General features: G+C 53.6%; 20 protein-coding genes and 1 pseudogene. 13 read left to right on the top strand and 8 right to left on the bottom strand.

What is annotated here, in order from left to right; all coding sequences use genetic code 11:
* Nucleotides 1-52: 52 nt before the first annotated feature.
* The 3 genes from AAIG26_RS11980 to putA form a co-directional block, all read right to left on the bottom strand.
* Nucleotides 53-454 (bottom strand): putative T6SS immunity periplasmic lipoprotein, encoded by a 402-nt coding sequence (locus AAIG26_RS11980; protein WP_343179901.1) that lies wholly within the window; start codon nt 452-454, stop codon nt 53-55.
* The gene (locus tag AAIG26_RS11975; protein WP_343179900.1) at nt 445-987 is read right to left on the bottom strand and encodes a hypothetical protein; all 543 of its coding nucleotides are present in this window, start codon (nt 985-987) and stop codon (nt 445-447) included. The genes AAIG26_RS11980 and AAIG26_RS11975 overlap by 10 nt, the downstream gene beginning before the upstream one ends.
* Before the next feature lie 171 nt (nt 988-1158).
* Nucleotides 1159-5115 (bottom strand): trifunctional transcriptional regulator/proline dehydrogenase/L-glutamate gamma-semialdehyde dehydrogenase, encoded by a 3957-nt coding sequence (putA, locus tag AAIG26_RS11970; protein WP_343179899.1) that lies wholly within the window; start codon nt 5113-5115, stop codon nt 1159-1161.
* Between the two features lie 418 nt (nt 5116-5533).
* Between putA and putP the strand changes: the two genes are divergently transcribed.
* Together putP and AAIG26_RS11960 are read left to right on the top strand one after the other, a co-directional pair.
* Nucleotides 5534-7042, top strand: coding sequence for a sodium/proline symporter PutP (gene putP, locus AAIG26_RS11965; RefSeq protein WP_044489611.1), 1509 nt, complete (start codon nt 5534-5536; stop codon nt 7040-7042).
* 99 nt (nt 7043-7141) lie between these two features.
* A complete protein-coding gene (locus AAIG26_RS11960) occupies nt 7142-7573 on the top strand; it encodes a DUF3574 domain-containing protein (RefSeq protein ID WP_343179898.1) in 432 nt (143 codons plus the stop codon).
* Between the two features lie 35 nt (nt 7574-7608).
* On the opposite strand, the gene AAIG26_RS11955 is transcribed toward AAIG26_RS11960, so the two are convergent.
* Entirely contained in the window at nt 7609-8793 is a 1185-nt protein-coding gene (locus tag AAIG26_RS11955; RefSeq protein ID WP_343179897.1) for a nucleoside transporter C-terminal domain-containing protein, read from the bottom strand.
* A gap of 281 nt (nt 8794-9074) precedes the next feature.
* Here AAIG26_RS11955 and efeU point away from each other — a divergent pair, with 281 nt between their 5' ends.
* The 8 genes from efeU (at nt 9075) to AAIG26_RS11915 (ending at nt 17199) form a co-directional block, all read left to right on the top strand.
* Entirely contained in the window at nt 9075-9908 is an 834-nt protein-coding gene (gene efeU, locus AAIG26_RS11950) for an iron uptake transporter permease EfeU (protein WP_020457322.1), read from the top strand.
* Nucleotides 9909-9947: 39 nt separating this feature from the next.
* The gene (efeO, locus tag AAIG26_RS11945) at nt 9948-11075 is read left to right on the top strand and encodes an iron uptake system protein EfeO (RefSeq protein ID WP_343179895.1); all 1128 of its coding nucleotides are present in this window, start codon (nt 9948-9950) and stop codon (nt 11073-11075) included.
* Nucleotides 11076-11079: 4 nt separating this feature from the next.
* Nucleotides 11080-12363 (top strand): iron uptake transporter deferrochelatase/peroxidase subunit, encoded by a 1284-nt coding sequence (efeB, locus tag AAIG26_RS11940; RefSeq protein ID WP_020457324.1) that lies wholly within the window; start codon nt 11080-11082, stop codon nt 12361-12363.
* 538 nt (nt 12364-12901) lie between these two features.
* Nucleotides 12902-13690 carry a phosphate starvation-inducible protein PhoH gene (phoH, locus tag AAIG26_RS11935; RefSeq protein ID WP_017456289.1) on the top strand — a complete coding sequence of 263 codons (789 nt, stop codon included), beginning with the start codon at nt 12902-12904 and terminating at the stop codon, nt 13688-13690.
* Between the two features lie 682 nt (nt 13691-14372).
* The gene (locus tag AAIG26_RS11930) at nt 14373-14936 is read left to right on the top strand and encodes a chorismate mutase (protein WP_343179894.1); all 564 of its coding nucleotides are present in this window, start codon (nt 14373-14375) and stop codon (nt 14934-14936) included.
* Between the two features lie 276 nt (nt 14937-15212).
* Nucleotides 15213-15620 (top strand): hypothetical protein, encoded by a 408-nt coding sequence (locus tag AAIG26_RS11925; protein ID WP_343179893.1) that lies wholly within the window; start codon nt 15213-15215, stop codon nt 15618-15620.
* A gap of 45 nt (nt 15621-15665) precedes the next feature.
* Nucleotides 15666-15860 (top strand): hypothetical protein, encoded by a 195-nt coding sequence (locus AAIG26_RS11920; protein ID WP_045506866.1) that lies wholly within the window; start codon nt 15666-15668, stop codon nt 15858-15860.
* Between the two features lie 13 nt (nt 15861-15873).
* Nucleotides 15874-17199: a glycosyl hydrolase family 28 protein gene (locus AAIG26_RS11915; protein ID WP_343179892.1), complete on the top strand. Its 1326-nt coding sequence runs from the start codon at nt 15874-15876 to the stop codon at nt 17197-17199.
* Nucleotides 17200-17324: 125 nt separating this feature from the next.
* Here the strand turns inward: AAIG26_RS11915 and AAIG26_RS11910 are convergent.
* Both AAIG26_RS11910 and AAIG26_RS11905 read right to left on the bottom strand, forming a co-directional pair.
* A pseudogene (locus tag AAIG26_RS11910) lies at nt 17325-17456 on the bottom strand (LUD domain-containing protein); the annotation flags it as partial.
* 429 nt (nt 17457-17885) lie between these two features.
* Nucleotides 17886-18248: a helix-turn-helix domain-containing protein gene (locus tag AAIG26_RS11905; RefSeq protein WP_045507249.1), complete on the bottom strand. Its 363-nt coding sequence runs from the start codon at nt 18246-18248 to the stop codon at nt 17886-17888.
* Between the two features lie 334 nt (nt 18249-18582).
* Between AAIG26_RS11905 and AAIG26_RS11900 the strand changes: the two genes are divergently transcribed.
* Nucleotides 18583-19758 carry an efflux RND transporter periplasmic adaptor subunit gene (locus tag AAIG26_RS11900; protein WP_020457331.1) on the top strand — a complete coding sequence of 392 codons (1176 nt, stop codon included), beginning with the start codon at nt 18583-18585 and terminating at the stop codon, nt 19756-19758.
* A gap of 23 nt (nt 19759-19781) precedes the next feature.
* Nucleotides 19782-22934 (top strand): multidrug efflux RND transporter permease subunit OqxB, encoded by a 3153-nt coding sequence (oqxB, locus tag AAIG26_RS11895; protein ID WP_020457332.1) that lies wholly within the window; start codon nt 19782-19784, stop codon nt 22932-22934.
* A gap of 66 nt (nt 22935-23000) precedes the next feature.
* Here the strand turns inward: oqxB and AAIG26_RS11890 are convergent, their stop codons facing one another.
* Both AAIG26_RS11890 and AAIG26_RS11885 read right to left on the bottom strand, forming a co-directional pair.
* A complete protein-coding gene (locus AAIG26_RS11890) occupies nt 23001-23480 on the bottom strand; it encodes an Rrf2 family transcriptional regulator (RefSeq protein WP_020457333.1) in 480 nt (159 codons plus the stop codon).
* A 695-nt stretch (nt 23481-24175) separates the two neighbouring features.
* A complete protein-coding gene (locus tag AAIG26_RS11885) occupies nt 24176-24898 on the bottom strand; it encodes an SDR family oxidoreductase (protein ID WP_343179891.1) in 723 nt (240 codons plus the stop codon).
* Nucleotides 24899-24996: 98 nt separating this feature from the next.
* Between AAIG26_RS11885 and AAIG26_RS11880 the strand changes: the two genes are divergently transcribed.
* Nucleotides 24997-25896 (top strand): LysR family transcriptional regulator, encoded by a 900-nt coding sequence (locus AAIG26_RS11880; protein WP_020457335.1) that lies wholly within the window; start codon nt 24997-24999, stop codon nt 25894-25896.
* Nucleotides 25897-25987 lie beyond the last annotated feature (91 nt).

The following is a 25987-nucleotide window of genomic DNA, read 5'->3' as shown; positions in this document are numbered from 1 at the left end:
GTAAAAAAGGTGGATCTTATATTATTTATATTAATTTAGTCACATAAATAAATTATTTGGATGTCAGATTATTCAGTGTGAAATTCTTTAGCCAGATGCGTTTTGAATCCACATTCGCGGCAGAGTATGCCGTTATGATCGTGATGTTATATTCTTTGTCTTGCTCAAAATAGTAATTGACTGGAAGGCATTGGCCGGGGTTAACGATATAGGTCGGATTATCAAAATGATCCGCTTGCCAAATTTCCTGCATTTGCCTGTTAGTATCGCGTGTCGAAAGCGTCAGTCGAAGCAATTTCGCCTGACCCTGCTCAATAGTCGGGTCGCCTTTTACTGAGACACAAATTTTATCATCTTTTTTCGTAACATCAGCAATGCGAAATGGCGTGTTTTCACCCACGCAGCCGGTAAAAAGAGGCGTTAAGATAATCGGTATATACCATTTCATTGCCATAAACTCCTTTTATCCGTAGGCGAAGCCAGAAAATACTGTAGCGTATTTTGGTACTTCGCGAGCAAGTCCGGTCCATGAATCCCTTGAAAATCAGTAACGCCTTTCCAGACATTATAACCCGCGGTAATCAGGGTAAAGTAATCAGCAATAATGTTAGCTTGTTGCTCCATGGGATAGTCAGCCAGTGTTTTTTCTTTAGGCAGGGAATATGTATACCTTACGTACTTACTAATCAGCCCTCTAATTCTGACACCCATTCCCATCTGATGTTGCCAAATGTGGGCAAATTCATGTATGAACCAGTTTTTATCTGACGAGCTTTCCGCTGAAAAATCTTCTTTAAAAATGGGCTCTGGCCAGTACATGTTTCCATTCGGCGTGACCGCAGTATCCTGGTCTTGAAGATTAAAAGGGAAATAGCTGCCCTTATAAATTCTTACTGATCCATAATTGATCGTATCTTTGAAAAGAATACGGGCCATTCTGATTTCGCCAGCGGTGAGTGGCCTGAATGTGTCTTTCCCGGTTGCCACCTTGATCTCCATTTTATCTATAAATTTGGCTTCAGATTTTTCTACTCCCGGTTAAATGAACTGTCAATGAACGCCTTCTGATTGTGCTGACTCATATCAGTAGTTCTATTTCCTCGCTTATAAAAATAAAGCCCCGCAATGCGAGGCTTTGGATTATCCAGTTACTCTGCTTCAGCCAATCGTCATCAGGCTGGCGTTGCCACCGGCAGCGGCAGTGTTGACGCTCAACGAGCGTTCCACCCACAGACGTTCGAGCAGGATGTTGGTTTCACCGCGTGCAAAGCCCTGAACCGACACAATAGCGCCATTTCGTGCGGCGACGTTTTCGCACAGCGCCACCAGTTGGTCGGAGTCACCATGGAAAATCACCGCATCAAACGTCTGCGCCATCAACGCATCGGCTTTGGCAAACTGGATACGCTTGCTGACGCTTTCCGGCAACTGTTTTGCCATATCGCGGTGCAGCGTATCGTCCGGCCACAGCAGTTGACTGCCGCAGGCGATGACCGCCGCCAGTTGCACCAGCGCGTCCTGCTCGTTATCCGCCATGCAGAGCACCCGCTCGCGCGGTACCAGCGTCCAGCTGTTGCGTTCACCCGTCGGGCCTTGCAGCAGGCGTTGTGTTCCGGTTTGCGCCAGCTCGCCATAATGCGCGCAGAGCTGTTGCAGCGCCGGACGATCTTTTGCCCATGCGCGTAATGCTTCCAGCGGCTGCAAGAGTGATGCTTTCAGCTGCGCATCCAGCGGATGCTGCGCGTCGTGACGGGCCAGCGTTTTCTGCACTGCGTTTTCCGGTCGGCTGCCTAACAGGCGGTAAAGATAGAGCGGCCCGCCAGCTTTCGGCCCGGTGCCGGACAACCCTTCACCGCCAAATGGCTGCACACCTACCACAGCGCCCACCATATTGCGGTTCACATACAGGTTACCGACATGGGCATTGCCGGTGACCTGGGCAATGGTTTCATCGATACGGGTATGAACGCCGAGCGTCAGGCCATAGCCGGAGGCGTTAATCTGCGCGATTAACTGATCCAACTGGTTACGGTGATAACGAACAACGTGCAGCACCGGGCCGAAGACCTCTTTTTTCAGCTCGTCAAAGCTCTCCAGTTCAATCAGCGTTGGCGCGACAAAGGTGCCGGTGCGCCATTCACGCGCATCTTCACTGTTTTCACGCACTGCCTGGTACACCTTGCGCCCTTTGGCCTGCATGGCCTGAATATGTTTCTCGATATTCGCTTTCGCGTCGGCATCGATCACCGGGCCGATATCGGTGGTCAGTCGGCCTGGGTTACCCATGCGACACTCCGCCATCGCGCCGCGCAGCATGGTCAGCGTGTGATCGGCAATGTCATCCTGTAAGCAGAGCACGCGCAGGGCTGAACAGCGCTGGCCTGCGCTATCAAACGCGGAGGCCAGCACATCGATAACCACCTGTTCGGTAAGCGCGGAGGAGTCGACAATCATCGCGTTCATCCCGCCGGTTTCAGCGATAAGCGGCGTCGGGCGACCCTGGGCATCAAGACGCGTGGCGATACTGCGTTGCAGCAGCGTCGCCACGTCGGTGGAGCCGGTAAACATCACGCCACGCACGCGCGGATCGGCGGTCAGCTGCGCGCCTACGGTTTCGCCACGCCCTGGCAATAACTGTAAAACCCCCGCCGGAACACCGGCTTCCAGCAGAATAGCCACGCCCTGAGCGGCAATCAGCGGAGTCTGTTCGGCAGGTTTTGCCAGCACGCTGTTGCCCGCCGCTAACGCTGCGGCAATCTGGCCGGTGAAAATCGCCAGCGGGAAGTTCCACGGGCTGATACAGACTACCGGCCCCAGCGGACGGTGCGTTTCATTATCGAAATCCGCACTGACCTGGCCTGCGTAGTAGCGCAGGAAATCGACCGCTTCGCGCACTTCGGCAATGGCGTTGCTGAAGGTTTTACCCGCTTCACGCACCAGAATGCCAATCAGCGACTGCATTTGGTCTTCCATCAGCACCGCGGCGCGCTGAAGAATGGCGGCGCGCTCCTGCGGCGGTGTGGCAAACCAGATTGGCGCGTGATTAACGGCGTTTTCCAGCGCCTGATTAACCTGCGCTTCGCTGGCTTCCACCACATAACCAACGGTGTCTTTCGGTTCAGCAGGGTTAATGACCGCGACGGGTTCGCCGTCCATGACCACCTGTTCCAGCGTCGGGCGGGCGTACCATTTCTGCGCCGCGCTGGCGAGCAGCGAGGAGGAGAGCGAGGCCAGACGGTGTTCGTTCGCCAGATCGAGGCCAGCGGCATTGATTCGTCCTTCGCCATACAGTGCGCGGGGCAGGGCGATTTTCGGGTGCGGTAAACCGACCTGGCCTTCCTGGGCGGCGATCTTTTCCACTTCGCTCACCGGATCGGCAACCAGCGCGTCCAGCGGCAGCGTGTTGTCGGCGATGCGGTTGACGAACGAGGTATTCGCGCCGTTTTCCAGCAGGCGGCGCACCAGATACGCCAGCAGTGTTTCGTGGGTGCCGACCGGCGCATAAATGCGGCACGGGCGGTTCAGTTTGCCATCGGCCACTTTCCCTACGACTTGCTCATACAACGGTTCGCCCATGCCGTGCAGGCACTGGAATTCGTACTGGCCCGGATAGTAGTTTTGCCCGGCAAGCTGGTAAATAGCTGCCAGCGTATGGGCATTGTGAGTAGCGAACTGCGGATAGATCAGGTTCGGCACCGCGAGTAATTTTTTCGCGCAGGCGAGGTATGAAACATCGGTGTATACCTTGCGGGTATAAACCGGGTAGCCTTCCAGCCCTTCCATTTGCGCGCGCTTGATTTCGCTGTCCCAGTAAGCGCCTTTTACCAGGCGGATCATCAGACGGCGACGGCTGCGTGTCGCCAGATCCACAAGATAATCAATCACAAACGGGCAGCGCTTCTGGTAGGCCTGAATAACAAAACCGATGCCGTTCCAGCCTGCCAGTTCCGGCTCGAAACAGAGTTTTTCCAGCAGATCGAGGGAAATTTCCAGACGATCGGCCTCTTCGGCGTCAATATTAATGCCGATGTCATACTGGCGTGCCAGCAAGGTGAGGGATTTCAGGCGCGGATAGAGTTCATCCATCACACGGTCGTATTGCGCACGGCTGTAGCGCGGGTGCAGGGCAGATAACTTGATGGAAATCCCTGGCCCTTCATAAATGCCGCGCCCGTTGGAGGCTTTGCCAATAGCGTGGATCGCCTGCTGGTACGACACCATATACGCTTGCGCATCGGCTGCGGTGAGTGCCGCTTCGCCGAGCATGTCGTAGGAGTAACGGAAACCTTTCTCTTCCAGCTTGCGCGCGTTGGCCAGCGCTTCGGCGATCGTTTCGCCGGTGACGAACTGTTCGCCCATCAGGCGCATCGCCATATCCACGCCTTTGCGGATCAGCGGCTCACCGCTTTTGCCAATAATACGATTCAGCGAATGCGAGAGATTGGCTTCGTTGTGCGTGGAGACCAGACGGCCAGTAAACAGCAGCCCCCAGGTGGCGGCATTGACGAACAGCGACGGGCTGCGCCCAATGTGTGACTGCCAGTTACCGTTGCTGATTTTGTCGCGGATCAGCGCATCGCGGGTGGCTTTGTCGGGAATACGCAGTAACGCTTCGGCCAGACACATGAGCGCCACGCCTTCCTGCGAGGAGAGGGAAAACTCCTGTAACAGGCTTTGCACCATGCCAGCGCGGCCGGAGGCGGTTTTCTGGTTACGCAGTTTTTCCGCTAGCTGATAAGCCAGCTTATGGGCATTTTCCGCCACCGGTTGCGGCAGGCGGGCTTGTTCCAGCAACATCGGTACCGCATCAGTTTCCGCCCAGCGCCATGCGCCGGTGATCGCGGCGCGGGAAACTGACTGCGGCAGGATCTGCTCGGCAAAATCGAGAAACGGCTGGTGGCTGTCATCAACCACAACGGCACTTTCGTCTTCCTGCGCGGTGGCGGATGCGGTCGCCAGTTCCGGCAGGCCTTCGTTGTTTTCCAGTTTTTCCAGAAAATTGAAGATGGCTTGTTTAATCAGCCAGTGCGGTGTGCGGTCGATAGTCGCCGCGGCGGCTTTGATCCTTTCGCGTGTTGCGTCATCAAGCTTGACCCCCATGGTGGTGGTGCCCATGCTTTGCTCCTGTTTTTTACGTTGTTTTGCGGTTCAGGCTGAAATATCCATCATGTTGCAACTTTGTGCAACCTTGTTAAATGTGACCTGGCTGGCAAGGTAGAAAATGAATGAGATGTTAACGGCTGGTTATTGCTAAAGGCGCTGAACAATTCGCTGGCAAAGCAGGTTTTATGCGGCAGATAACACTTTTTAAAGGTGCAACCTTTGAAAGTGTGACAGAGTGCAACCTATAGGAAATTGCTATCAGAGTCGGGATGAATTTGATGTAAATGCTGTGTTAAATCAATTGTGAATAAGTGAGGCATCCGGCAGGATACGGGCGCTTCAAATAATCTAAACGCCCCATCGCCCCGTTCCGGCGCTGGAAAAAAGCGGCAAATAGTCTTTGCCGACGAAGAATCCTGGAGACTTTTTAATGGCAATGAGCACACCAATGCTGGTGACTTTTCTTGTTTATATCTTTGGCATGATACTTATCGGTTTCGTCGCCTGGCGTTCGACGAAAAACTTCGATGACTATATTCTGGGGGGCCGCAGCCTTGGGCCGCTGGTTACTGCGCTCTCGGCGGGAGCATCGGATATGAGTGGCTGGCTGCTGATGGGGCTGCCGGGCGCGATTTTTATTTCGGGGATCTCTGAAAGCTGGATCGCCATTGGCCTGACGCTGGGCGCGTGGATTAACTGGAAACTGGTGGCCGGACGTTTGCGTGTCCACACCGAGGTGAACAATAACGCGCTGACCTTGCCGGACTACTTCACCGGCCGTTTTGAAGATAACAGCCGCCTGCTGCGGATTATCTCGGCGGTGGTGATTCTGGTGTTTTTCACCATCTATTGTGCTTCCGGTATTGTTGCCGGCGCGCGTCTGTTTGAAAGCACCTTCGGTATGAGTTACGAAACCGCCCTGTGGGCTGGTGCCGCTGCGACGATCATTTACACCTTTATTGGCGGCTTCCTGGCGATCAGCTGGACCGATACGGTGCAGGCCAGCCTGATGATTTTCGCGCTGATCCTGACGCCGGTGATTGTCATTATTTCCGTTGGCGGTTTTGGTGATTCGCTGGACGTGATCAAGCAAAAAAGCATTGAAAACGTCGATATGCTGAAAGGCCTGAATTTTGTCGCCATCGTCTCGCTGATGGGCTGGGGACTGGGTTATTTCGGCCAGCCGCATATTCTGGCGCGTTTTATGGCGGCGGATTCCCATCACACCATTGTCCATGCGCGTCGCATCAGTATGACGTGGATGATCCTGTGCCTGGCGGGCGCGGTCGCTGTGGGCTTCTTCGGCATCGCTTATTTTAATGAGCATCCGTCTGTGGCGGGAGCCGTTAACCAGAATGCCGAGCGCGTATTTATCGAACTGGCGCAGGTTCTGTTCAACCCGTGGATTGCCGGGGTGCTGTTGTCGGCGATCCTCGCCGCGGTGATGTCGACGCTGAGCTGCCAGTTGCTGGTGTGCTCGAGCGCGATTACCGAAGATTTCTACAAAGCGTTTTTGCGTAAAGGCGCGAGCCAGCGCGAGCTGGTATGGGTAGGGCGCGCGATGGTGTTGCTGGTGGCGCTGGTGGCGATTGCGCTGGCGGCGAATCCGGAAAACCGCGTGCTCGGCCTGGTGAGCTACGCCTGGGCGGGCTTCGGGGCGGCGTTTGGCCCGGTGGTGCTGTTCTCGGTCATGTGGTCACGCATGACGCGTAACGGTGCGCTGGCCGGGATGATCATCGGTGCGGTGACGGTGATTGTCTGGAAACACTACGCCTGGCTGGATCTGTATGAAATCATTCCGGGCTTCGTTTTCGGCAGTATCGGCATTGTAGTGTTTAGCCTGCTGGGCAAAGCGCCGTCCGCGCAGATGCAGCAGCGCTTTGCCGAGGCAGATGCGCACTACCGCTCTGCGCCGCCATCGCGTTTACAGGCTGAATAAATTATCTCTTATGAAAAACCCGCTGCGGCGGGTTTTTTTATTGATAAATAATTGTAATTACGCTGTTATCTCACAACAAATAACAATGAGGATAGCGATATGAAGTTAACGACAGGGTTCACTGCACTGGTGATGGCAGGTTTACTGGCGGGTTGCGTTTCGCCGGCGGCAAAACAACCGGGGGCGGTAGCACAAACCTGCAAGGCTGAAAACCAGATGCAGCAAACCACGCTCTATTACGGCTTAACCCGCCAGGGCGGCAAAGCGATTACCGCGCAGGAGTGGCAGCAGTATGTGGATAACGATGTCACGCCGCGTTTTCGCGATGGGTTGACCACATTTGATGCGCAGGGACAGTGGCTGGGTAGCAACGGGAAGGTGTCGAAGGAGCCAAGCAAGGCGCTGATGCTGATCCACAGTGTGGACGCGCAAAGTGATGCGAAAATCGATGCGCTGCGTGATATCTACAAATCACGCTTTGCCCAGGAATCGGTGATGCGTGTCGATCAGCCTGTCTGTGTGCAATTCTGATGTTATGGCCCACTTACGCGAAGTGGGCCAGTAAATTACAACACCGCGCCTGCGAAAGCCGCCGAAAGCAAACTCACCAGCGTTGCGCCGTACACTAAGCGCAAACCAAAGCGGGAAACTGCATTCCCCTGTTGCTCGTTTAACCCTTTAATTGCCCCCGCCACAATGCCGATCGAGGCAAAGTTGGCGAACGATACCAGGAACACGGAAAGAATACCCAGCCCGCGCGGCGTCATCTGCGCGGCGATTTTTTGCAGCTCAATCATCGCCACAAATTCGTTCGCCACCAGCTTGGTCGCCATAATGCTACCCGCGTGCAGCGCATCGCTCAGCGGGATGCCAATCAGCCATGCCAGCGGGTAAAACACATAACCGAGGATTTGCTGGAAGCTGATACCGAACAAGGCAGAGAAGAGGGCATTAATGGCGCTAATCAGCGCAATAAAGCCAATCAGCATCGCCAGAATAATCATCGCCACTTTGAAACCCGCGAGGATGTACTCACCGAGCATCTCAAAGAAGCTTTGCGATTCGTGGAGCTTTTCCAGCTTGACCTCGGCTTCCGCTTCCGGGCGCGTCGGGTTAATTACCGACAGCACAATAAAGGTGCTGAACATATTGAGGATCAGCGCGGCAACCACATATTTTGCATCCAGCATGGTCATATACGCGCCGACAATCGACAACGACACCGTCGACATCGCCGTTGCTGCCATGGTGAACATGCGGCGCGAGGAGAGATCGGCGAGGATGCCTTTATAAGCAATAAAGTTTTCCGACTGGCCGAGGATCAGCGAGCTGACGGCGTTAAACGACTCCAGTTTGCCCATGCCGTTCAGTTTTGACAGCAATGTGCCTATCAAACGAATAAAGATGGGCAGAATGCGCCAGTGCTGCAAAATGCCGATCAGCGCGGAAATAAAGACGATAGGGCACAGCACGCCGAGGAAGATAAAGGCCAGCCCTTTCCCGCTCATCCCGCCGAAGACAAAGCTGGTGCCTTCGCCCGCGAATTTCAGCAGCGCTTCAAAGAAGCCGGAAACGTATTTAATCAGCGTTAACCCGCTTTGCGCGTGCAGGAAAAACCACGCCAGCGCCAGTTCAATAACAATTAATTGCAGGATGAAGCGAAAACGAATGTGTCGGCGGTCGAAACTCACCAGCCAGGCCAGCGCGAGGATCACCACCAGCGCCAGCAAAAAATGGAAAAAGTTAGTCATGTCTTTAATTTTGCAGGTAAACGAAACGGGGCGTTTATTTAGCCACAGCGCTGAAGTGGGGTAAATACAAAGTTAAAGATTTGTAAGCTATGTTTTTGCTTTATTTCAACCGCTTCCGCATAACGCAAAAACCGCATGGTTAGCCTGCTACGCGGTTACATCCAGTTATCATTCTCAACATTTTTCGCTTGAGTTTCCTTGCGCCGTAATGATAATCACTATCAATGCAATTTACTTTTCTTTGCAACCGTTGACCGCGCATGACACTAGGGGTTTCCTCCATGTTTGTTCCATTTTTGATTATGTTACGTGAAGGCCTCGAAGCGGCGCTGATCGTCAGCCTGATTGCCAGTTATCTGAAACGTACCCAGCGCGGACGCTGGATAAGCGTGATGTGGATTGGTGTTTTTCTTGCCGCCGCACTCTGCCTTGGGCTGGGTATCGCGATTAATGAAACCACCGGCGAGTTCCCGCAAAAAGAGCAGGAGCTGTTTGAAGGCATTGTCGCGGCGATCGCCGTGGTGATCCTCACCTGGATGGTGTTCTGGATGCGCAAAGTGTCGCGCAACGTCAAAGTGCAACTGGAACAGGCGGTCGACAGCGCGCTGGCGCGCAGTCATAACCACGGCTGGGCGCTGATCCTGATGGTCTTTTTCGCCGTGGCGCGCGAAGGGCTGGAATCGGTGTTCTTTCTGCTGGCGGCGTTCCAGCAGGATGTTGGCGTCTGGCCACCGCTGGGCGCGGTGCTGGGGCTGGCTACGGCGGTGGTGCTCGGTTTCTTGCTTTACTGGGGCGGCGTGCGTCTGAATCTTGGCGCGTTTTTCAAATGGACCAGCCTGTTTATTCTCTTTGTCGCGGCCGGGCTTGCCGCCGGGGCGATCCGCGCTTTTCACGAAGCGGGATTATGGAACCACTTCCAGGATGTGGCCTTCGATTTCAGTAATGTGCTCACCACGCATTCCCTCACCGGCACGCTGCTGGAAGGGATTTTTGGTTACCAGGAAACGCCAAGCGTCAGCGAAGTGGTGGTCTACTTTATCTATCTGATCCCGGCGCTGGTGATGTTTGTTTTACCGCCTCGCGCGGGTACGCAGCCTTCACGGGCGGCACCGTAATCGCTTTATAGTTACAACATACTAATTAAGGGAAAGGGCATGGCAATTCATTTTCGTCGTAGTGCATTACAGGCCGGGATGGCGGCATTCATCTCCAGTGCTTTTGCGGTGCATGCCGCGGATATTCCGCAGGTGAAAGTCACGGTTACGGACAAGCAGTGTGAGCCGATGAACCTGACGGTGAACGCGGGTAAAACGCAGTTTATTATTCTCAACCACAGCCAGAAAGCGCTCGAGTGGGAGATCCTCAAAGGCGTGATGGTGGTTGAAGAGCGTGAAAATATCGCGCCAGGTTTTAGCCAGAAGCTAACCGCCAACCTGCAGCCGGGCGAGTATGAGATGACCTGCGGTTTGTTAACCAACCCGAAAGGTAAGCTGGTGGTGAAAGGCGCGGCAACAGCCGATGCGGCAAAAGGTGACGCGCTGCTGAGCCTGAGCGGAGCCATTACCGCGTATAAAGCGTATGTGGTTGCTGAAACGGCGCAGCTGGTTTCCGGCACCAAAGCGTTCACCGAGGCGGTGAAAGCGGGCGATATTGAAAAAGCGAAAGCGCTGTACGCGCCGACGCGCCAGCACTACGAGCGTATTGAACCGATTGCTGAGCTTTTCTCCGATCTCGATGGCAGCATTGATGCCCGTGAAGATGATTACGAGCATAAAGCCGCCGATCCGAAATTCACCGGTTTCCACCGTCTGGAAAAAGCCCTGTTTGGCGACAACAGCACCAAAGAGATGGACAAATATGCCGATCAGCTCTACTCCGATGTGGTTGATTTGCAAACGCGCATTAATGAGCTGGCATTCCCTCCTTCTAAAGTGGTTGGCGGTGCCGCTGGCCTGATTGAAGAAGTGGCCGCCAGCAAAATCAGCGGTGAAGAAGATCGCTACAGCCACACGGACTTGTGGGACTTCCAGGCTAACGTCGATGGCGCACAGAAAATCGTCGATTTGCTGCGTCCGCAATTGCAGAAAGATAACGCCGAACTGCTGGCGAAAGTCGATGCCAACTTCAACAAAGTGGATACCATCCTTGCGAAATACCGCACTAAAGATGGGTATGAGACTTACGATAAGCTGACCGACGCCGACCGCAATGCGCTGAAAGGGCCGATCACCACACTGGCGGAAGATCTGGCGCAGCTGCGCGGCGTGCTGGGGCTGGACTAATACCATGAAGCAAGAGGATAACAACGACGTCAGCGAACCTTCCCGGCGCCGTTTATTAAAAAGTATGGGCGCGCTGGGCGGCGCGCTTGCGCTGGCTGGCGGATGCCCGGTGGCGCATGCGGTAACACCTAAGAGCGCACCGGGGACGCTTTCGCCGGATGCGCGGATGGAGAAGCAGCCTTTCCTGGGCGTGCATCAGGCCGGTATTTTGACGCCGCAACAGGCGTCAATGATGCTGGTGGCGTTTGATGTGCTGGCTGCTGATAAAGCCGATCTCGAACGGCTGTTCCGCTTATTGACGCAGCGCATCACGTTTCTGACCTCCGGCGGCCCGGCTCCGGAGACAACGAACCCACGCTTACCGCCAATGGACTCCGGTATTCTCGGCGCTTATATCGCGCCGGATAACCTGACGATGACGGTTTCAGTGGGCGAATCGCTGTTCGATAACCGTTTTGGTTTGCGCGAGCAGATGCCGAAAAAGCTGCAAAAGATGACGCGTTTCCCTAACGATTCGCTCGACGCGGCGCTGTGTCACGGCGATTTGCTGATCCAGATTTGCGCCAACACACAGGACACGGTGATTCACGCACTGCGTGACATCATCAAACACACGCCGGATTTACTCAGCGTGCGCTGGAAAAGGGAAGGGTTTATCTCTGACCATGCGGCGCGCAGCAAAGGCAAAGAGACGCCGGTTAACCTGCTGGGCTTTAAAGATGGCACCGCCAATCCGGACAGCCGCGATAATGCGCTGATGAACGAGGTGGTGTGGGTGACGGAAGAGCAGGGCGAACCGGCGTGGGCGGTGGGCGGCAGTTACCAGGCGGTGCGTATTATCCAGTTCCACGTGGAGTTCTGGGATCGCACACCGTTGAAAGAGCAGCAAACCATTTTCGGGCGCGATAAGCATTCCGGTGCGCCGCTGGGCATGAAGAATGAGCATGACGTTCCGGATTATGCCAGCGATCCAGACGGTGATGTCATTGCTCTCGACAGCCATATTCGCCTGGCGAACCCGCGAACGAAAGAGACCCAATCCAGCCTGATGATGCGGCGTGGTTATAGTTACTCGCTCGGCGTGACCAACTCCGGCCAGCTGGATATGGGGCTGTTGTTCGTCTGTTATCAGCACGATCTGGAAAAAGGCTTTCTGACGGTGCAAAAACGTCTGAACGGCGAGGCGCTGGAAGAGTACATTCGTCCGATTGGCGGCGGTTACTTCTTTGTATTGCCCGGCGTACAAGCGGCAAATCGCTATCTGGCGCAATCTCTGCTCGAAGCGTGAAGATCCTATCCTGCCCGCCACCGGGCAGGATAATCTGTCATCTGTTGCATCCTGACATACTTTTTCTGCCATCCAGATATCATTTTTTCGTATGAGAAAGTATCTGTTATCTTTCTGTAATATTTATAACCGAGACTCTGTTCAACGACGCAGAGGTCATGCACGTTATAGTTAGGTAAAAATAATGTTGCAATGATGCTAAGATTTGATGTAATTAGTGAGAGCGTTATCCCCTGCGGTGATGAAGTTTTTCTGGAGATCGCGGATGGTAAAGTCCAGTAGCGGACAGACAAAAAGACCACGCAAAACCCGGCACGGCGGTGCGACCTCCGGCAGCGACTTCTTCACCCCTGAATTTTCCTCCTTCTTTTTCATTCCTGATGTTGACGATGTGACAGGCGATGCTGTTCGTCGCGTTGGCACGTCATTTTCAAAGGCAAGTCATGGCTTACAAGGAAGCCAACCCTCAGACGTTTGTGCGCATAATCGCGTCGATAGCGACGTGTGTGATGTAAACCAACAACTCAAGGTGCTATCCATGGGAAGACAAAAAGCAGTGATCAAAGCTCGTCGTGAAGCGAAACGCGTGCTGAGACGTGATTCACGCAGCCATAAACAACGTGAAGAAGAGTCGGTCACCTCGCTTGTGCAGATGAGTGGCGTAGAAGCAATTGGCATGGCGCGGGACAGCCGTGATACTTCCCCAATTGCAGCGCGCAATGAAGCTCAGGCGCACTACCTGAATGCTATCGAGAGTAAACAACTGATCTTTGCAACCGGTGAAGCCGGCTGCGGGAAAACGTGGATCAGCGCGGCGAAAGCGGCGGAAGCCCTGATCCATAAGGACGTGGACAGGATTATTGTAACCCGACCGGTTCTGCAGGCCGACGAAGATCTCGGCTTCTTACCCGGTGATATTTCGGAGAAGTTCGCTCCCTATTTCCGGCCCGTTTACGACGTGCTGTTGAAACGCCTGGGGGCGTCCTTTATGCAATACTGCCTGCGACCAGAGATCGGTAAGGTGGAAATCGCGCCGTTCGCCTATATGCGCGGACGTACCTTTGAAAATGCGGTGGTCATTCTCGACGAGGCTCAGAATGTCACGGCTGCGCAAATGAAAATGTTTTTAACGCGCCTCGGGGAGAACGTGACCGTTATTGTCAACGGTGATATTACCCAGTGTGACCTGCCATCCGGTGTGAAATCGGGCTTGAGCGACGCGCTGGCACGTTTTGAGGAAGACGAGATGATTGGCGTTGTACGCTTTAATAAAGACGACTGCGTACGCTCCGCGCTCTGCCAGCGCACGCTGAAAGCGTACGACTGACAACGCTGATAATTAGCGATAAAACCCGGGAAACCGGGTTTTATTTTTTGCGGGATGCAAACAGGCCGTTCTCTCCCCCCGTTCCCGGATGTCCATTCCCTGTGCGACATAAAAAAAAGCCCGCTTTTCCAGACAAGCGCTTCGTTGAAGGGCGAGGGCAAGACTATGACTTGTAAATAATTACGTATCAATAACCGTGCCTGCAGATGAGAACTCCGCTGAGTGTGTGAGCCTGCTTCCCTGTAAGGGATTACGCATTTGCCATGGGCAACGTGCAGTTCAAACGAACCTGACTGGTACTTTTCCCCATTATTGCAATCGCAAATCCGTACAAGATTTGCGTTCTGTCGATGAATCCAGATTGATATCAGCGCGTTACATTTTCTTACGCAAAGCCGCTTTGATGAAATAATAACGCAACTGAATTAATGAAAAGTGAACGGTGCCTGTTAGCGCTTTGCCGCGGTGCTGGCTTGCTGTCTATCCCGCAGCCATTTTTTAACTACGGAGAACCATGCAAATGGGTGTTCGAGGAGAAGATTGTATCCGTACGCGCTGGAACGACATGCGCTGCTCGGAAAGTTGACGCTGCTTATAACAAAGTTCTTACATCCAGAAACGAAATAGTAACTAATGGTTATATTTGCACAGGTAAATTAGGGTTGGTACCTTTCTTTGAGGGATGATGATGAAAATTTTCGTATCGACACTCTGTATGTCCGGTAGCTTTTTTGCAGGAGCATCTGCGCCCATTTGTCTCAGTGCCCTTTCATCACTCTTAACCGAACGTATGGCGTTAATGAGAGAAGTTGCAGCCTACAAGGTGAAGTACCATTTGCCGGTGGAGGATGTTGCCCGGGAACAAAAAGTATTATCGCAGGCGCGCAGCACCGCGCGCGAGGCTGGTCTGGAGCCGCAGTCCGTGGAGCCGTTCATCAGTGCGCTGATGAACGCGGGAAAAGCGATACAGTATCGCTATCTGGCAGACTGGTTACCCCGACCAGAATCCTTTGTGACCCTCCTGGATCTTGATGGGATCAGACGGCGTATTAATGAACTGGACAAACTTCTGCTACTGACCATAAGTCAGCGGCTTCGGGCAGGAACGCTCTCTTATACTGACCGGGCTTTACTGGCGGAGAAAACGGTGTCTCCCAATCTTACTGACGCTGAGAAGGATAATTTACTCGACACCATGCGCTTTATTCAGCGTGCTCAGCAGGCGCGCGATAAAGGGATAGTCTGACAGGCAACGTCACAGTCTTTGAAATACGCACCGAACCCGTTGCTCTGTGCCGGTAAAAAGCAATATCAACGATACTCACACTATTAATACGGTTATGCTGCGAGCATTGATTAAATAATGTTATTGTATTCAGGTTTAATTTTATAAAGATAAACTCTGCTAATGAAAATTAGCGCGTCACCGTTTGTGTTCCCGGCTGTGATTTTTAGTTTATGGCAATGCCGTTTACTTTTTCATGCCTCTGGATAACAACATTAATTATATCAAGTGACACTAATGGCATTAATGGCTTTTTACGGAGTGAACATGGCATATGACGGGTGTGATTTTATTAACGCAATCGTTAAAAATTTTAAAGAATCCATTGGGCTGATTAATGTGTTGTTACTGGAACCTGATGAACCCGACGCGTTGCGCTTATTGTACTTAAAACTGGATGGTATCAGAGCCGGTATTGAACAGGATGTCCGTATGTTATCCAAAGCCCGTCTGGACAGCAACGCCACGCTTTGCCTTTACCATGCACACCATGCGCTAAACGCCCTGAATTATTGCATTGAGATTGCGAGAAATACGCCGTTAGGCCAACAGTTTTATTCCGATTTCGAAGCACTGAAGCGTGTGGTGAACATCCTTGAGGCAACATCCGGGCGTGTTTTTACAAAGCTGGATGGTAATGAGTAAGCATAAAGCGATATCTGTTTTCCATGAAATTAAAAGGAAAGCAATATGAAAAGCCAATGCGGTTTGCAAAACCTCTCACGCTTTGAGGGCTATAAATTAATGCAGGCTGGTAATCGCAAAAATAAAAAGGAGAAATATCCTAACACTTTTTGGCTGCCGAACTTAAACGTCACTTCAACTAAAAACGAATTCGCCCTGTGCTTTTATCACAGCACTTCTACAATACTTCAACAATTCTAATGTCGGGATAATTATGTTTTTTCTGCGCCGTAATGTGAAAGGAATAATTGCCAGTCTGATTTTTTTCCCGGTATCCGGCTTCAGCGCGGCGCTATCGGCCCTGGAGAGTGCTGATGTGCCAGAACCTGTGCTGCCCGCGCCTGTCTGTGCAAAGCTGACGTCTTCATCGGCAGACGATACCCGACGACTTCAGTCGGCGATTGATAACTGCCCCCGGGGTGAGGTTTTACAGCTTCTGGCGGGGCGTTTTTCCAGTGGACCGCTGAGCATGAAATCTGGCGTCACACTCTGGATCTCGCAAGGGGCAATGCTGGTAGCAAATAGTGACCCACGTGTATACGACAAAAATGGCCATTGTGGAACTGTCGATCATAAAGGGAATGGCTGCCGGCCCTTTATCCTTTTTAGCCGCACTGACGGTGGAGGCATTGTCGGCGAAGGGATTATTGATGGGCAGGGCGGTAAGCCGATAAAAGGACAGGATGAATCATGGTGGCAACTGGCTCGCCGCGCGCAGACAGAGGGCGGGGCACAGAATGTACCTCGCCTGATTGAAATAGATGATGCTTCCCATATTATTTTTCACGGCATCACACTGCGAAATTCACCAGGATTCCATGTCACCCTGAAAAACGTCCGCAATGCGACGTTCTGGGGCGTGCGTATTGATACCCCGGCGGATGCCCGTAACACCGACGGCATTGATCCCATTTCGTCGCAGAATATCCTCATCGCCCACAGCTTCATCAGAACCGGTGACGATAATGTGGCGATTAAAGCGGGCGCGGGTGGCGCCACGCGGCATGTGATTCTGGTGGATAACCATTTTTACTGGGGACACGGGATGTCGATTGGTAGCGAGACCGTCGGCGGTGTCAGTGACATTCGGGTGCGTGACTTGACACTTGATGGCACAACTTCCGGGCTTCGTATCAAAAGTGATATCAGCCGGGGCGGCATTGTCAGCGATGTGCGCTACGAAAATGTTTGTATGCGCGGGAATCGTCGGCCGCTCGACTTTGATACGCGCTATGATGCGCACGCAAGCGGTAACAACATTCCTGTCTATCGCGATATCTCCCTGAATCATATTTCCGGTGAAAGCGGCCAGTTGATATTACGCGGTTATGACGCCGCTCATCCTCTGCAATTTGCCCTGAACGGCATCTCTTTCAGCAACCCTGCCCGCTGGATAATTGAATCGGCGCAGATCCGCATTGGCCCCGATGGCGTCTCACCGGTGCCGCCGGGAAAAGCATCGTTACCACGATCGGCTGCCTCGACGGATTGCGCAAAAAACTGGATCCCCTTCCCGGTGACGAATGTGCCAGAAGACTAAAAAGGTATGCGATGGAACTCTGCCGGTGCTGATGACGCTGATTGTTTATTACGCAACATCGTTTGACGCAGTCAGCGAAGACGGAAACAGCCCTCCGGCAAAGGAGGGTTGTTTTAAACCGTTTGCTATCGGCCATTTTCGATGAACAGATACGCCGCGTTTAGCGGATCCTGTACGGCCACGACGTTTATCAGTTCAATGTCCGCTGTTGAACTGGGCTCACCGATCAGGTTGATACAGGCAGGCATCCGTTCACCCGGCAGCGCTTAACAGGCAGAAGGGTGGCAGATTAGCGACATCATCCCTGATCAGCTAGTGCGTTTGACCGGGGATAAATATCAACGAAACGAAACTTATGTATCGGTGGGTACGTAAATTATTCGAATAATTACGGCATGTAGTTTGGTCAGGGAGATTACATTCTCAGAAGAAGAGGGCGGAGGTGAGATTTTTACGGAAAAACAAGCATGGCCGCTTTGGTATGTGATCGAAAAAGGATGATGCGGTTTGTAAATAGCTCACGTCACGCTTCTTCATGCCAGACTGATGCCGTGCCGGGTTTTTTCTGGACGGCTATTTTAAGGAAACGTCAAACCACACGCGGCAAAGTGCCCCCACATATCGATGGCCTGCTGTTATCAGGCCGACGATTTCATCCTGAATGCCTTTGCGAAAACCACAACGCGCTATGTGGATTGCTGGCGTGATTGCTGTGCCTGCGGGCAGCCGACACTGCGACGCCATGCGCCGGGGGCCTGCCCATATTGACGCTTGAAGCTGCGGTTAAAGGATTGCTGGGAGTCAAAGCCTAGCGCGATCGCCACGTTCACAATCGGCTCGTCGCTGTGGGTTAAGCGCTCGATCGATTTTTGCAGCTTTTGCGCGCGGATATACTCGGCGAGACGATAACCCGTATGCTCTTTGAAGAGCCGCTGGAGGTGCCATTTCGAATAGCCTGCCCGCCTGGAGACGGTCTCAATGTCCAGACGGCTTTCCAGGTTGTTGTCGATCCAGTCGAGTAAATCGTGAATAAATGCGCCAGTGTTCATCTTGTTGCCCTCACGCCGCTTATTAAAAAGCATCTTTGTCTGTTGCATTTAAAGGTGGCCCGTTTTTAGATTAATTGCAAGTTTTATTGTTGCATTTAAATCCTTGCCGGAAACGCGACTTTTATCCCTGTTTCAAACAGCACATAAAGTGTATCAATTATTCTTGCACTAAATTTAGCGCCTCCCTACAATCCCCGCGATAGTGTATTGGCAACTGTTACAGTTTTGTGGCGATGAACGGCACAAATGGCCTGAAGCCAGCCCGGACAAAGGAAGTGGCGTAGCGTCTCCCGCTGCGTCTTGCCCGGCGGCTACAATTAGCGGAATAAAAATAATGAGCCTGCAGAAACCTTGGGTTAAGTATCATCTGAATGCACTGGGAGCGATGTTTCTCTCCGTACTGCTCGTCGGATGTGATAACGGTGTCGCGCAAAATGCCGTGCCACAAGCTCCCGCCGTCAGCGCCGCTGACGTGGTAGTGAAATCTATTAGCCAGTGGGATAGTTTCAACGGACGGATTGAAGCGGTGGAGAGTGTTCAGCTCCGCCCCCGCGTCTCCGGCTACATTGATAAAGTGAATTACACCGACGGCCAGGAAGTGAAAAAGGGTCAGGTGCTGTTCACCATTGATGACAGAACCTATCGCGCCGCGCTGGAACAGGCGCAGGCGACGCTGGCGAGAGCCAAAACGCAGGCCAGCCTGGCGCAAAGTGAGGCTAACCGTACCGATAAATTAATTAATACCCATCTGGTTTCCCGTGAGGAGTGGGAGCAGCGCCGTTCGGCCGCCATTCAGGCGCAGGCCGACATTCGCGCCGCGCAGGCGGCAGTTGATGCCGCGCAACTGAACCTGGATTTCACCAAAGTGACCGCGCCTATCGATGGTCGCGCCAGCCGGGCGTTGATCACCAGCGGTAATCTGGTCACTGCGGGTGACAGCGCCAGCGTCCTCACCACGCTGGTCTCACAGAAGAGCGTTTACGTCTACTTTGACGTGGATGAGTCGACCTACCTCCACTATCAAAACCTCGCCCGCAGCGGGCAGGGGGCGTCCAGTAATCACCTGGCGCTACCGGTGGAAATTGGCCTTGTCGGGGAGGATGGCTACCCGCATCAGGGCAAAGTGGATTTTCTGGATAATCAGTTAACGCCGAGTACCGGCACGATCCGTATGCGCGCGCTGTTGGATAACGCGCAGCGTCAGTTCACGCCGGGGCTTTTTGCCCGCGTACGTCTGCCGGGCAGCGCTGAATTCAAAGCCACGCTTATCGACGACAAAGCGGTGCTGACCGATCAGGATCGCAAATATGTTTATATCGTTGATAAAGACGGGAAAGCGCAGCGTCGCGATATCACGCCGGGGCGTCTGGCCGCCGGTTTACGCATTGTGCAGAAGGGGCTGAACCCTGGCGATAAAGTCATCGTCGATGGTTTACAAAAAGTGTTTATGCCGGGGATGCCGGTTAACGCGAAAACCGTTGCCATGAACGCCAGCGCCGCCCTCAACTGATCCCTTATCTGAGAATCCGACACATGGACTTTTCCCGCTTTTTTATCGACAGGCCGATTTTCGCCGCGGTGCTGTCGATCCTGATTTTTGTCACAGGATTGATCGCCATTCCGCTGTTGCCGGTTAGCGAATACCCTGACGTTGTTCCGCCAAGCGTGCAGGTGCGCGCGGAGTATCCGGGCGCCAACCCGAAAGTGATTGCCGAGACGGTGGCGACGCCGCTGGAAGAAGCGATCAATGGCGTTGAAAACATGATGTACATGAAATCTGTCGCAGGCTCCGACGGCGTACTGGTGACCACCGTCACTTTCCGTCCGGGTACGGATCCCGATCAGGCGCAGGTTCAGGTGCAAAACCGCGTATCACAGGCGGAGGCGCGTCTGCCGGAAGATGTGCGGCGTTTGGGCATTACCACCCAGAAACAATCACCGACGCTGACACTGGTGGTGCATCTGTTTTCGCCCAACGGTAAATACGATTCACTGTATATGCGTAACTACGCCACGCTAAAAGTGAAAGACGAACTGGCGCGTCTGCCCGGCGTCGGCCAGATTCAGATTTTCGGCTCGGGCGAATACGCGATGCGCATCTGGCTGGATCCCAATAAAGTGGCGGCTCGCGGGTTAACGGCCTCTGATGTGGTGACGGCGATGCAGGAGCAAAACGTACAGGTTTCCGCCGGGCAACTTGGCGCGGAGCCGTTGCCGAAAGAGAGCGATTTCCTGATCTCCATTAACGCCCAGGGGCGTCTGCACACGGAAGACGAGTTTGGCAATATTGTTCTGAAAACGGCGCAAGACGGTTCGGTAGTACGCCTGCGCGACGTGGCGCGTATTGAAATGGGTTCCGGCAGCTATGCGCTGCGTTCTCAGCTTAATAATAAAGACGCGGTCGGGATTGGTATCTTCCAGTCTCCGGGGGCGAACGCTATCGATTTGTCTAACGCGGTACGCGCCAAAATGAACGAACTGGCCACGCGTTTCCCGGAAGATATGAAATGGGCGGCACCTTACGATCCGACGGTGTTTGTTCGCGATTCCATTCGCGCGGTCGTGCAAACGTTGCTGGAAGCGGTGGTGCTGGTTGTGCTGGTGGTGATCCTGTTCCTGCAAACCTGGCGCGCGTCGATTATTCCGCTGATCGCGGTGCCGGTCTCGGTCGTGGGGACATTCAGCATTCTTTACCTGCTCGGCTTTTCGCTTAACACCCTGAGCTTGTTCGGGCTGGTACTGGCTATCGGTATCGTTGTGGATGACGCCATCGTGGTGGTGGAAAACGTCGAGCGAAATATCGAAGAGGGGCTTGCGCCCCTGCAGGCGGCGCATCAGGCGATGCGAGAAGTGTCCGGGCCGATTATCGCGATTGCGCTGGTACTGTGCGCGGTGTTCGTGCCGATGGCGTTTCTCTCCGGCGTAACCGGTCAGTTCTATAAACAGTTTGCGGTGACGATCGCGATTTCGACGGTGATCTCCGCCATCAACTCGCTGACGCTCTCTCCGGCTCTGGCTGCCTTGCTGTTGAAGCCGCATGGCGCACCGAAAGACTTCCCGACGAGGCTCATTGACCGTCTGTTCGGTTGGCTTTTCCGTCCGTTTAACCGCTTTTTCCATCGTAGCTCGAACGGTTATCAGGGGCTGGTTGGTAAAACGCTTGGTCGACGTGGTGCGGTGTTTGTCGTTTATGTGCTGCTGCTCTGTGCCGCTGGCGTCATGTTTAAAGCCGTACCAGGCGGGTTTATTCCGACACAGGATAAGCTCTATTTGATTGGCGGCGTGAAGATGCCGGAAGGCTCTTCGCTGGCCCGAACCGATGCGGTGATCCGCAAAATGAGCGAAATCGGTATGAATACCGAAGGTGTGGATTATGCGGTCGCTTTTCCTGGGCTTAACGCGTTGCAGTTCACCAACACGCCGAATACCGGGACGGTCTTTTTTGGCCTGAAGCCGTTCGACCAGCGTAAACATACCGCGGCGGAAATTAACGCTGAGATCAACGCAAAAATCGCGCAGATCCAGCAGGGCTTTGGTTTCTCCATTTTGCCGCCGCCGATTTTAGGGCTGGGTCAGGGCTCTGGTTATTCGCTCTACATCCAGGATCGCGCCGGTCTTGGCTATGGCGCGCTGCAAAGTGCGGTGAACACCATGTCCGGTGCGATTATGCAGACGCCGGGGATGCATTTCCCCATCTCAACCTACCAGGCTAACGTTCCGCAACTGGATGTGCAGGTTGATCGTGATAAAGCGAAAGCGCAGGGCGTGTCGTTAACCGATCTGTTCGGTACGCTGCAAACCTATCTGGGCTCGTCCTATGTTAACGATTTCAACCAGTTCGGCCGTACCTGGCGCGTGATGGCGCAAGCCGACGGGCCGTTCCGCGATAGCGTGGAAGATATTGCGAATTTGCGCACCCGTAATAATCAGGGCGAAATGGTGCCGATCGGCAGTATGGTGAATATCAGTACCACCTACGGGCCGGATCCGGTGATTCGCTACAATGGTTATCCGGCGGCGGATCTTATTGGTGATGCCGACCCTCGTGTTCTCTCTTCCTCGCAGGCGATGACGCAACTGGACGGGATGTCTAAGCAGATCCTGCCGAACGGGATGAATATTGAATGGACGGATCTGAGCTACCAGCAGGCCACGCAGGGCAATACGGCGCTGATCGTCTTCCCGGTCGCGGTTCTGCTGGCTTTCCTTGTGCTGGCCGCACTGTATGAAAGCTGGACGCTGCCGCTGGCGGTGATCCTTATCGTCCCGATGACCATGCTGTCCGCGCTGTTTGGCGTCTGGCTGACCGGTGGCGATAACAACGTCTTCGTGCAGGTTGGTCTGGTGGTACTGATGGGGCTGGCGTGTAAAAACGCGATTCTTATCGTGGAGTTTGCCCGCGAGCTGGAAATTCAGGGGAAAGGGATCATGGAAGCGGCGCTGGAGGCTTGCCGCCTGCGTTTACGCCCGATTGTTATGACCTCCATCGCCTTTATTGCCGGCACGATCCCGCTGATCCTCGGTCACGGCGCGGGTGCAGAAGTGCGCGGCGTCACCGGGATCACTGTGTTCTCCGGTATGCTGGGCGTGACGCTGTTTGGTCTGTTCTTAACACCGGTGTTTTACGTTACGCTGCGTAAATTTGTGACGCGCGGTAAACCGGTAAATGACGTTTTGCCTGCGTAAATAGTTGCAGATACAAAAAAACCGCCTTCATTGTGAAGGCGGTTTTTTTTCGCAATAAGTAAATAATTATGAGGTTTTTTTATACTGGGCAATAAGTTCCGGCACGGGATCCCATCCGCTGGTATCGGCTTTTTTCACCTCTTCCAGCGCGCTTGCCACGGTGTGGCGCGCTAATACCTGTAATGACGCCTGCTCCGCCTCTTCGGCGATAGACTTGAAGTACCAGCAGGCGTTAGCGCTGACCACGCAACGTGCCGGTACGTCAGGACGCGACGCCCACAATTTTTTATCTTCGATGACGGAAAGGTAGATATCGCGCAGGGTGATCTCTTCCGCCGGGCGACCAAGGTGAATAGACCCGTTGCGGCCAAGCGTTGAGACGATAATGCCGTCACGCGTGAGCGGCACCATTAATTTGCGGATAAAGCTCGGATTCGCTTCCAGGCCGTAGGCCAGAATCGCACTCGTCGAACGTTCACCCACTTGCTCCGCCATCGCTACGCTGAGAACCATCTGCAAAGCTGTCGGGAAGCGGTAATCTAACATTTTATAATCCTGGGTTGCGGTGAATCTTGTTCTTTTTGGCACCGCAGAGGTGAATAAGCAATGAGCAACAATATAACAAATGCGGTAATTTTTTTGAAGCAATCAACGCTTAACGAGCCCTGTAAAAAAGAGTTTCCGGTACGCCGGATGATGGATGCAACGTATGTATCCGCGGATTAGTGAACTCAGATTCATCGTTCAGATCCGTGGCGCACTGGCGGCTATTTAATTATGGCCTGGCTCACCATGGCGCCTCACAACCATACGACGGATCAATGCTGACCCATTATCCAGACACTTCACAGGCGTGACTGTGCTCATCCTCCCGGTAGACGATTATACCTTAATGTTTATAACGTCTTTTCTGCCACAAAGGGGGCCGTTCTGGGGGAAACGATGTTCAGTTATGTGCGGGAAGTGGGCCGTCTGTTCGTCAAAAGAAAGCCATTGCGATACCAGTAGCTTGGCGGGTAGGGGCTGCCAGTACAGGTATGCAGGTCACCTGTAGAGCATATTTTCCAGAAGATGTTGCGGGATGTTCTGCTGACTCCGGGCAATAAACCGGCTTTACTATCAGGGCCAGCAACCCGGCAGGGGAGATAAGTGGTTCTCCTGCCGTCAATGGCTGCAGACCATGGCCCCGACTATGCTCAGGAATGAGAACGGGCATTAACGCCTGTCATCAGTCAGGAATATTAGTTGGCTGATGCGGTCGGTCTGATGGTTATTTCTGTTGTATCCACGCTCTCAGGGGCTTCAATGACCTGCCGCACGGCACGGGCAATATCCGCTGGTTTAAGTGCCACAGAACGGTACACATCCATCGCCGCTCTGGTTTCCGGATGCGTAATGGTTGAGGCAAGTTCACTTTCCACCACGCCGGGATTGACACAGGTCACGCGAATATTTGGGCTTTCCTGGCGTAAACCATCTGAAATCGCGCGTACTGCGAATTTTGAGGCGCAATAGACGGCGGCGGTTGGCACGACAGACAGGGCACCAATAGAGCCAATATTGATTATCTGACCGGAACCCTGCGCTTGCATCACGGGAAGTACAGCGCCAATGCCCCAGAGCACGCCTTTGATATTCACGTCAATAATTCGCTCCCATTCATCCTGTTTGCCGGCGGCAAGCGGAGAGAGCGGCATGACGCCCGCATTGTTGATCAGAACATCGACGCGGCCCCATTGATCCAGCGCCGCCTGCACGAAGCTGGCCATCGACTGGCGGCTGGTGACATCAAGCTCACGCGCTTCGGCGATACCGCCCGCGCTGCATATTTCTGCGGCAATGGCTTCGATACGCTCCAGTCTGCGGGCCCCTAATAACACTTTCGCGCCTGCGTTGCCCAGCTCTCTGGCCATCCCTTCGCCAATCCCGCTGGATGCGCCGGTAATAACTATTACTTTATCCATAGCATGCTCCTTCAGTTGAGTTCGAAGCGATCATAGAACTTAACGATTGGTTCCAGTATCCTGCTGTTACTGGACTCACTGGTTAGCAGCGTTAAACAATGAAAATTGATCTCAACCTTGTACCGGTTTTTATCGCGGTGGCAGAAGAGCGTAATTTCAGCGCGGCGGCTGCTCGCCTGGGCGTTACCCGATCGGCAATCAGTCAGGGAATAAGACGACTTGAAGATGCGTTCGGCACAATGCTGGTAATGCGTACGACGCGCTCAGTAACGCTGACGGAGGCGGGAGAACGGCTGCGTCAGTCCCTGTCATTGCCGTTATCCAGTATTGAAACGGCGTTCGAAGAGGTCGCGTCGGAGAATATGCCGCGCGGATGCCTTCGCATCGCCGTGACCTCGATAGCCGAAGTATTTCTTTCCGGCCCGCTGATTGCCTCGTTTGCGGCGGCCAACCCTGCCGTGACGGTCGATATTGTCGTGACGGATGAGGAGTTTGATATTGTGGCTGCGGGTTATGATGCTGGCGTAAGGCTTGGAGAGGTGATTGAAAAGGATATGATCGCCGTCCCGCTTACCGAAAAACAACGTGAAATGGCGGTTGCCTCGCCCGCGTATCTCGCGACGAACAACGCGCCTGCACATCCGCGTGAATTGATCCATCACCGGTGTATCGGCTGGCGTCCTGCCAAAGATGTCGCCCCTTATCGCTGGGCATTTGAGGAGGCGGGAGAACCTTTCAGCCTGGCGATTGAACCGCAGATCACCACTAATGATCTGCGCCTGATGCTGCGGCTCGCGCTTGCTGGTGGAGGAATTACGTTTGCCACAGAGGATACGTTCAGACCGTTTGTTGAAAGCGGGCAGCTTGTCTCATTGCTGGACGATTATCTTCCTTATTTCCCCGGTTTCTATCTCTACTTTCCGCAACGCCGAAATATGGCACCTAAACTACGCGCCCTGGTAGACCACGTCAGGCAGTGGCGGCAGCAGCATATTTAACGTCAGCGTTGTCACGGCTCGCACGCTGATATTGATCCCTTTTGTCATGGGTTATGTCTGCTTATGACACGCCGAATATGGCCGTGGGGGA

It is taken from the genome of Kosakonia sp. PSU_27, from assembly GCF_039409795.1.
Classification (GTDB): Bacteria; Pseudomonadota; Gammaproteobacteria; order Enterobacterales; family Enterobacteriaceae; genus Kosakonia.
This window is presented reverse-complemented; position numbering and strand designations above follow the sequence as displayed.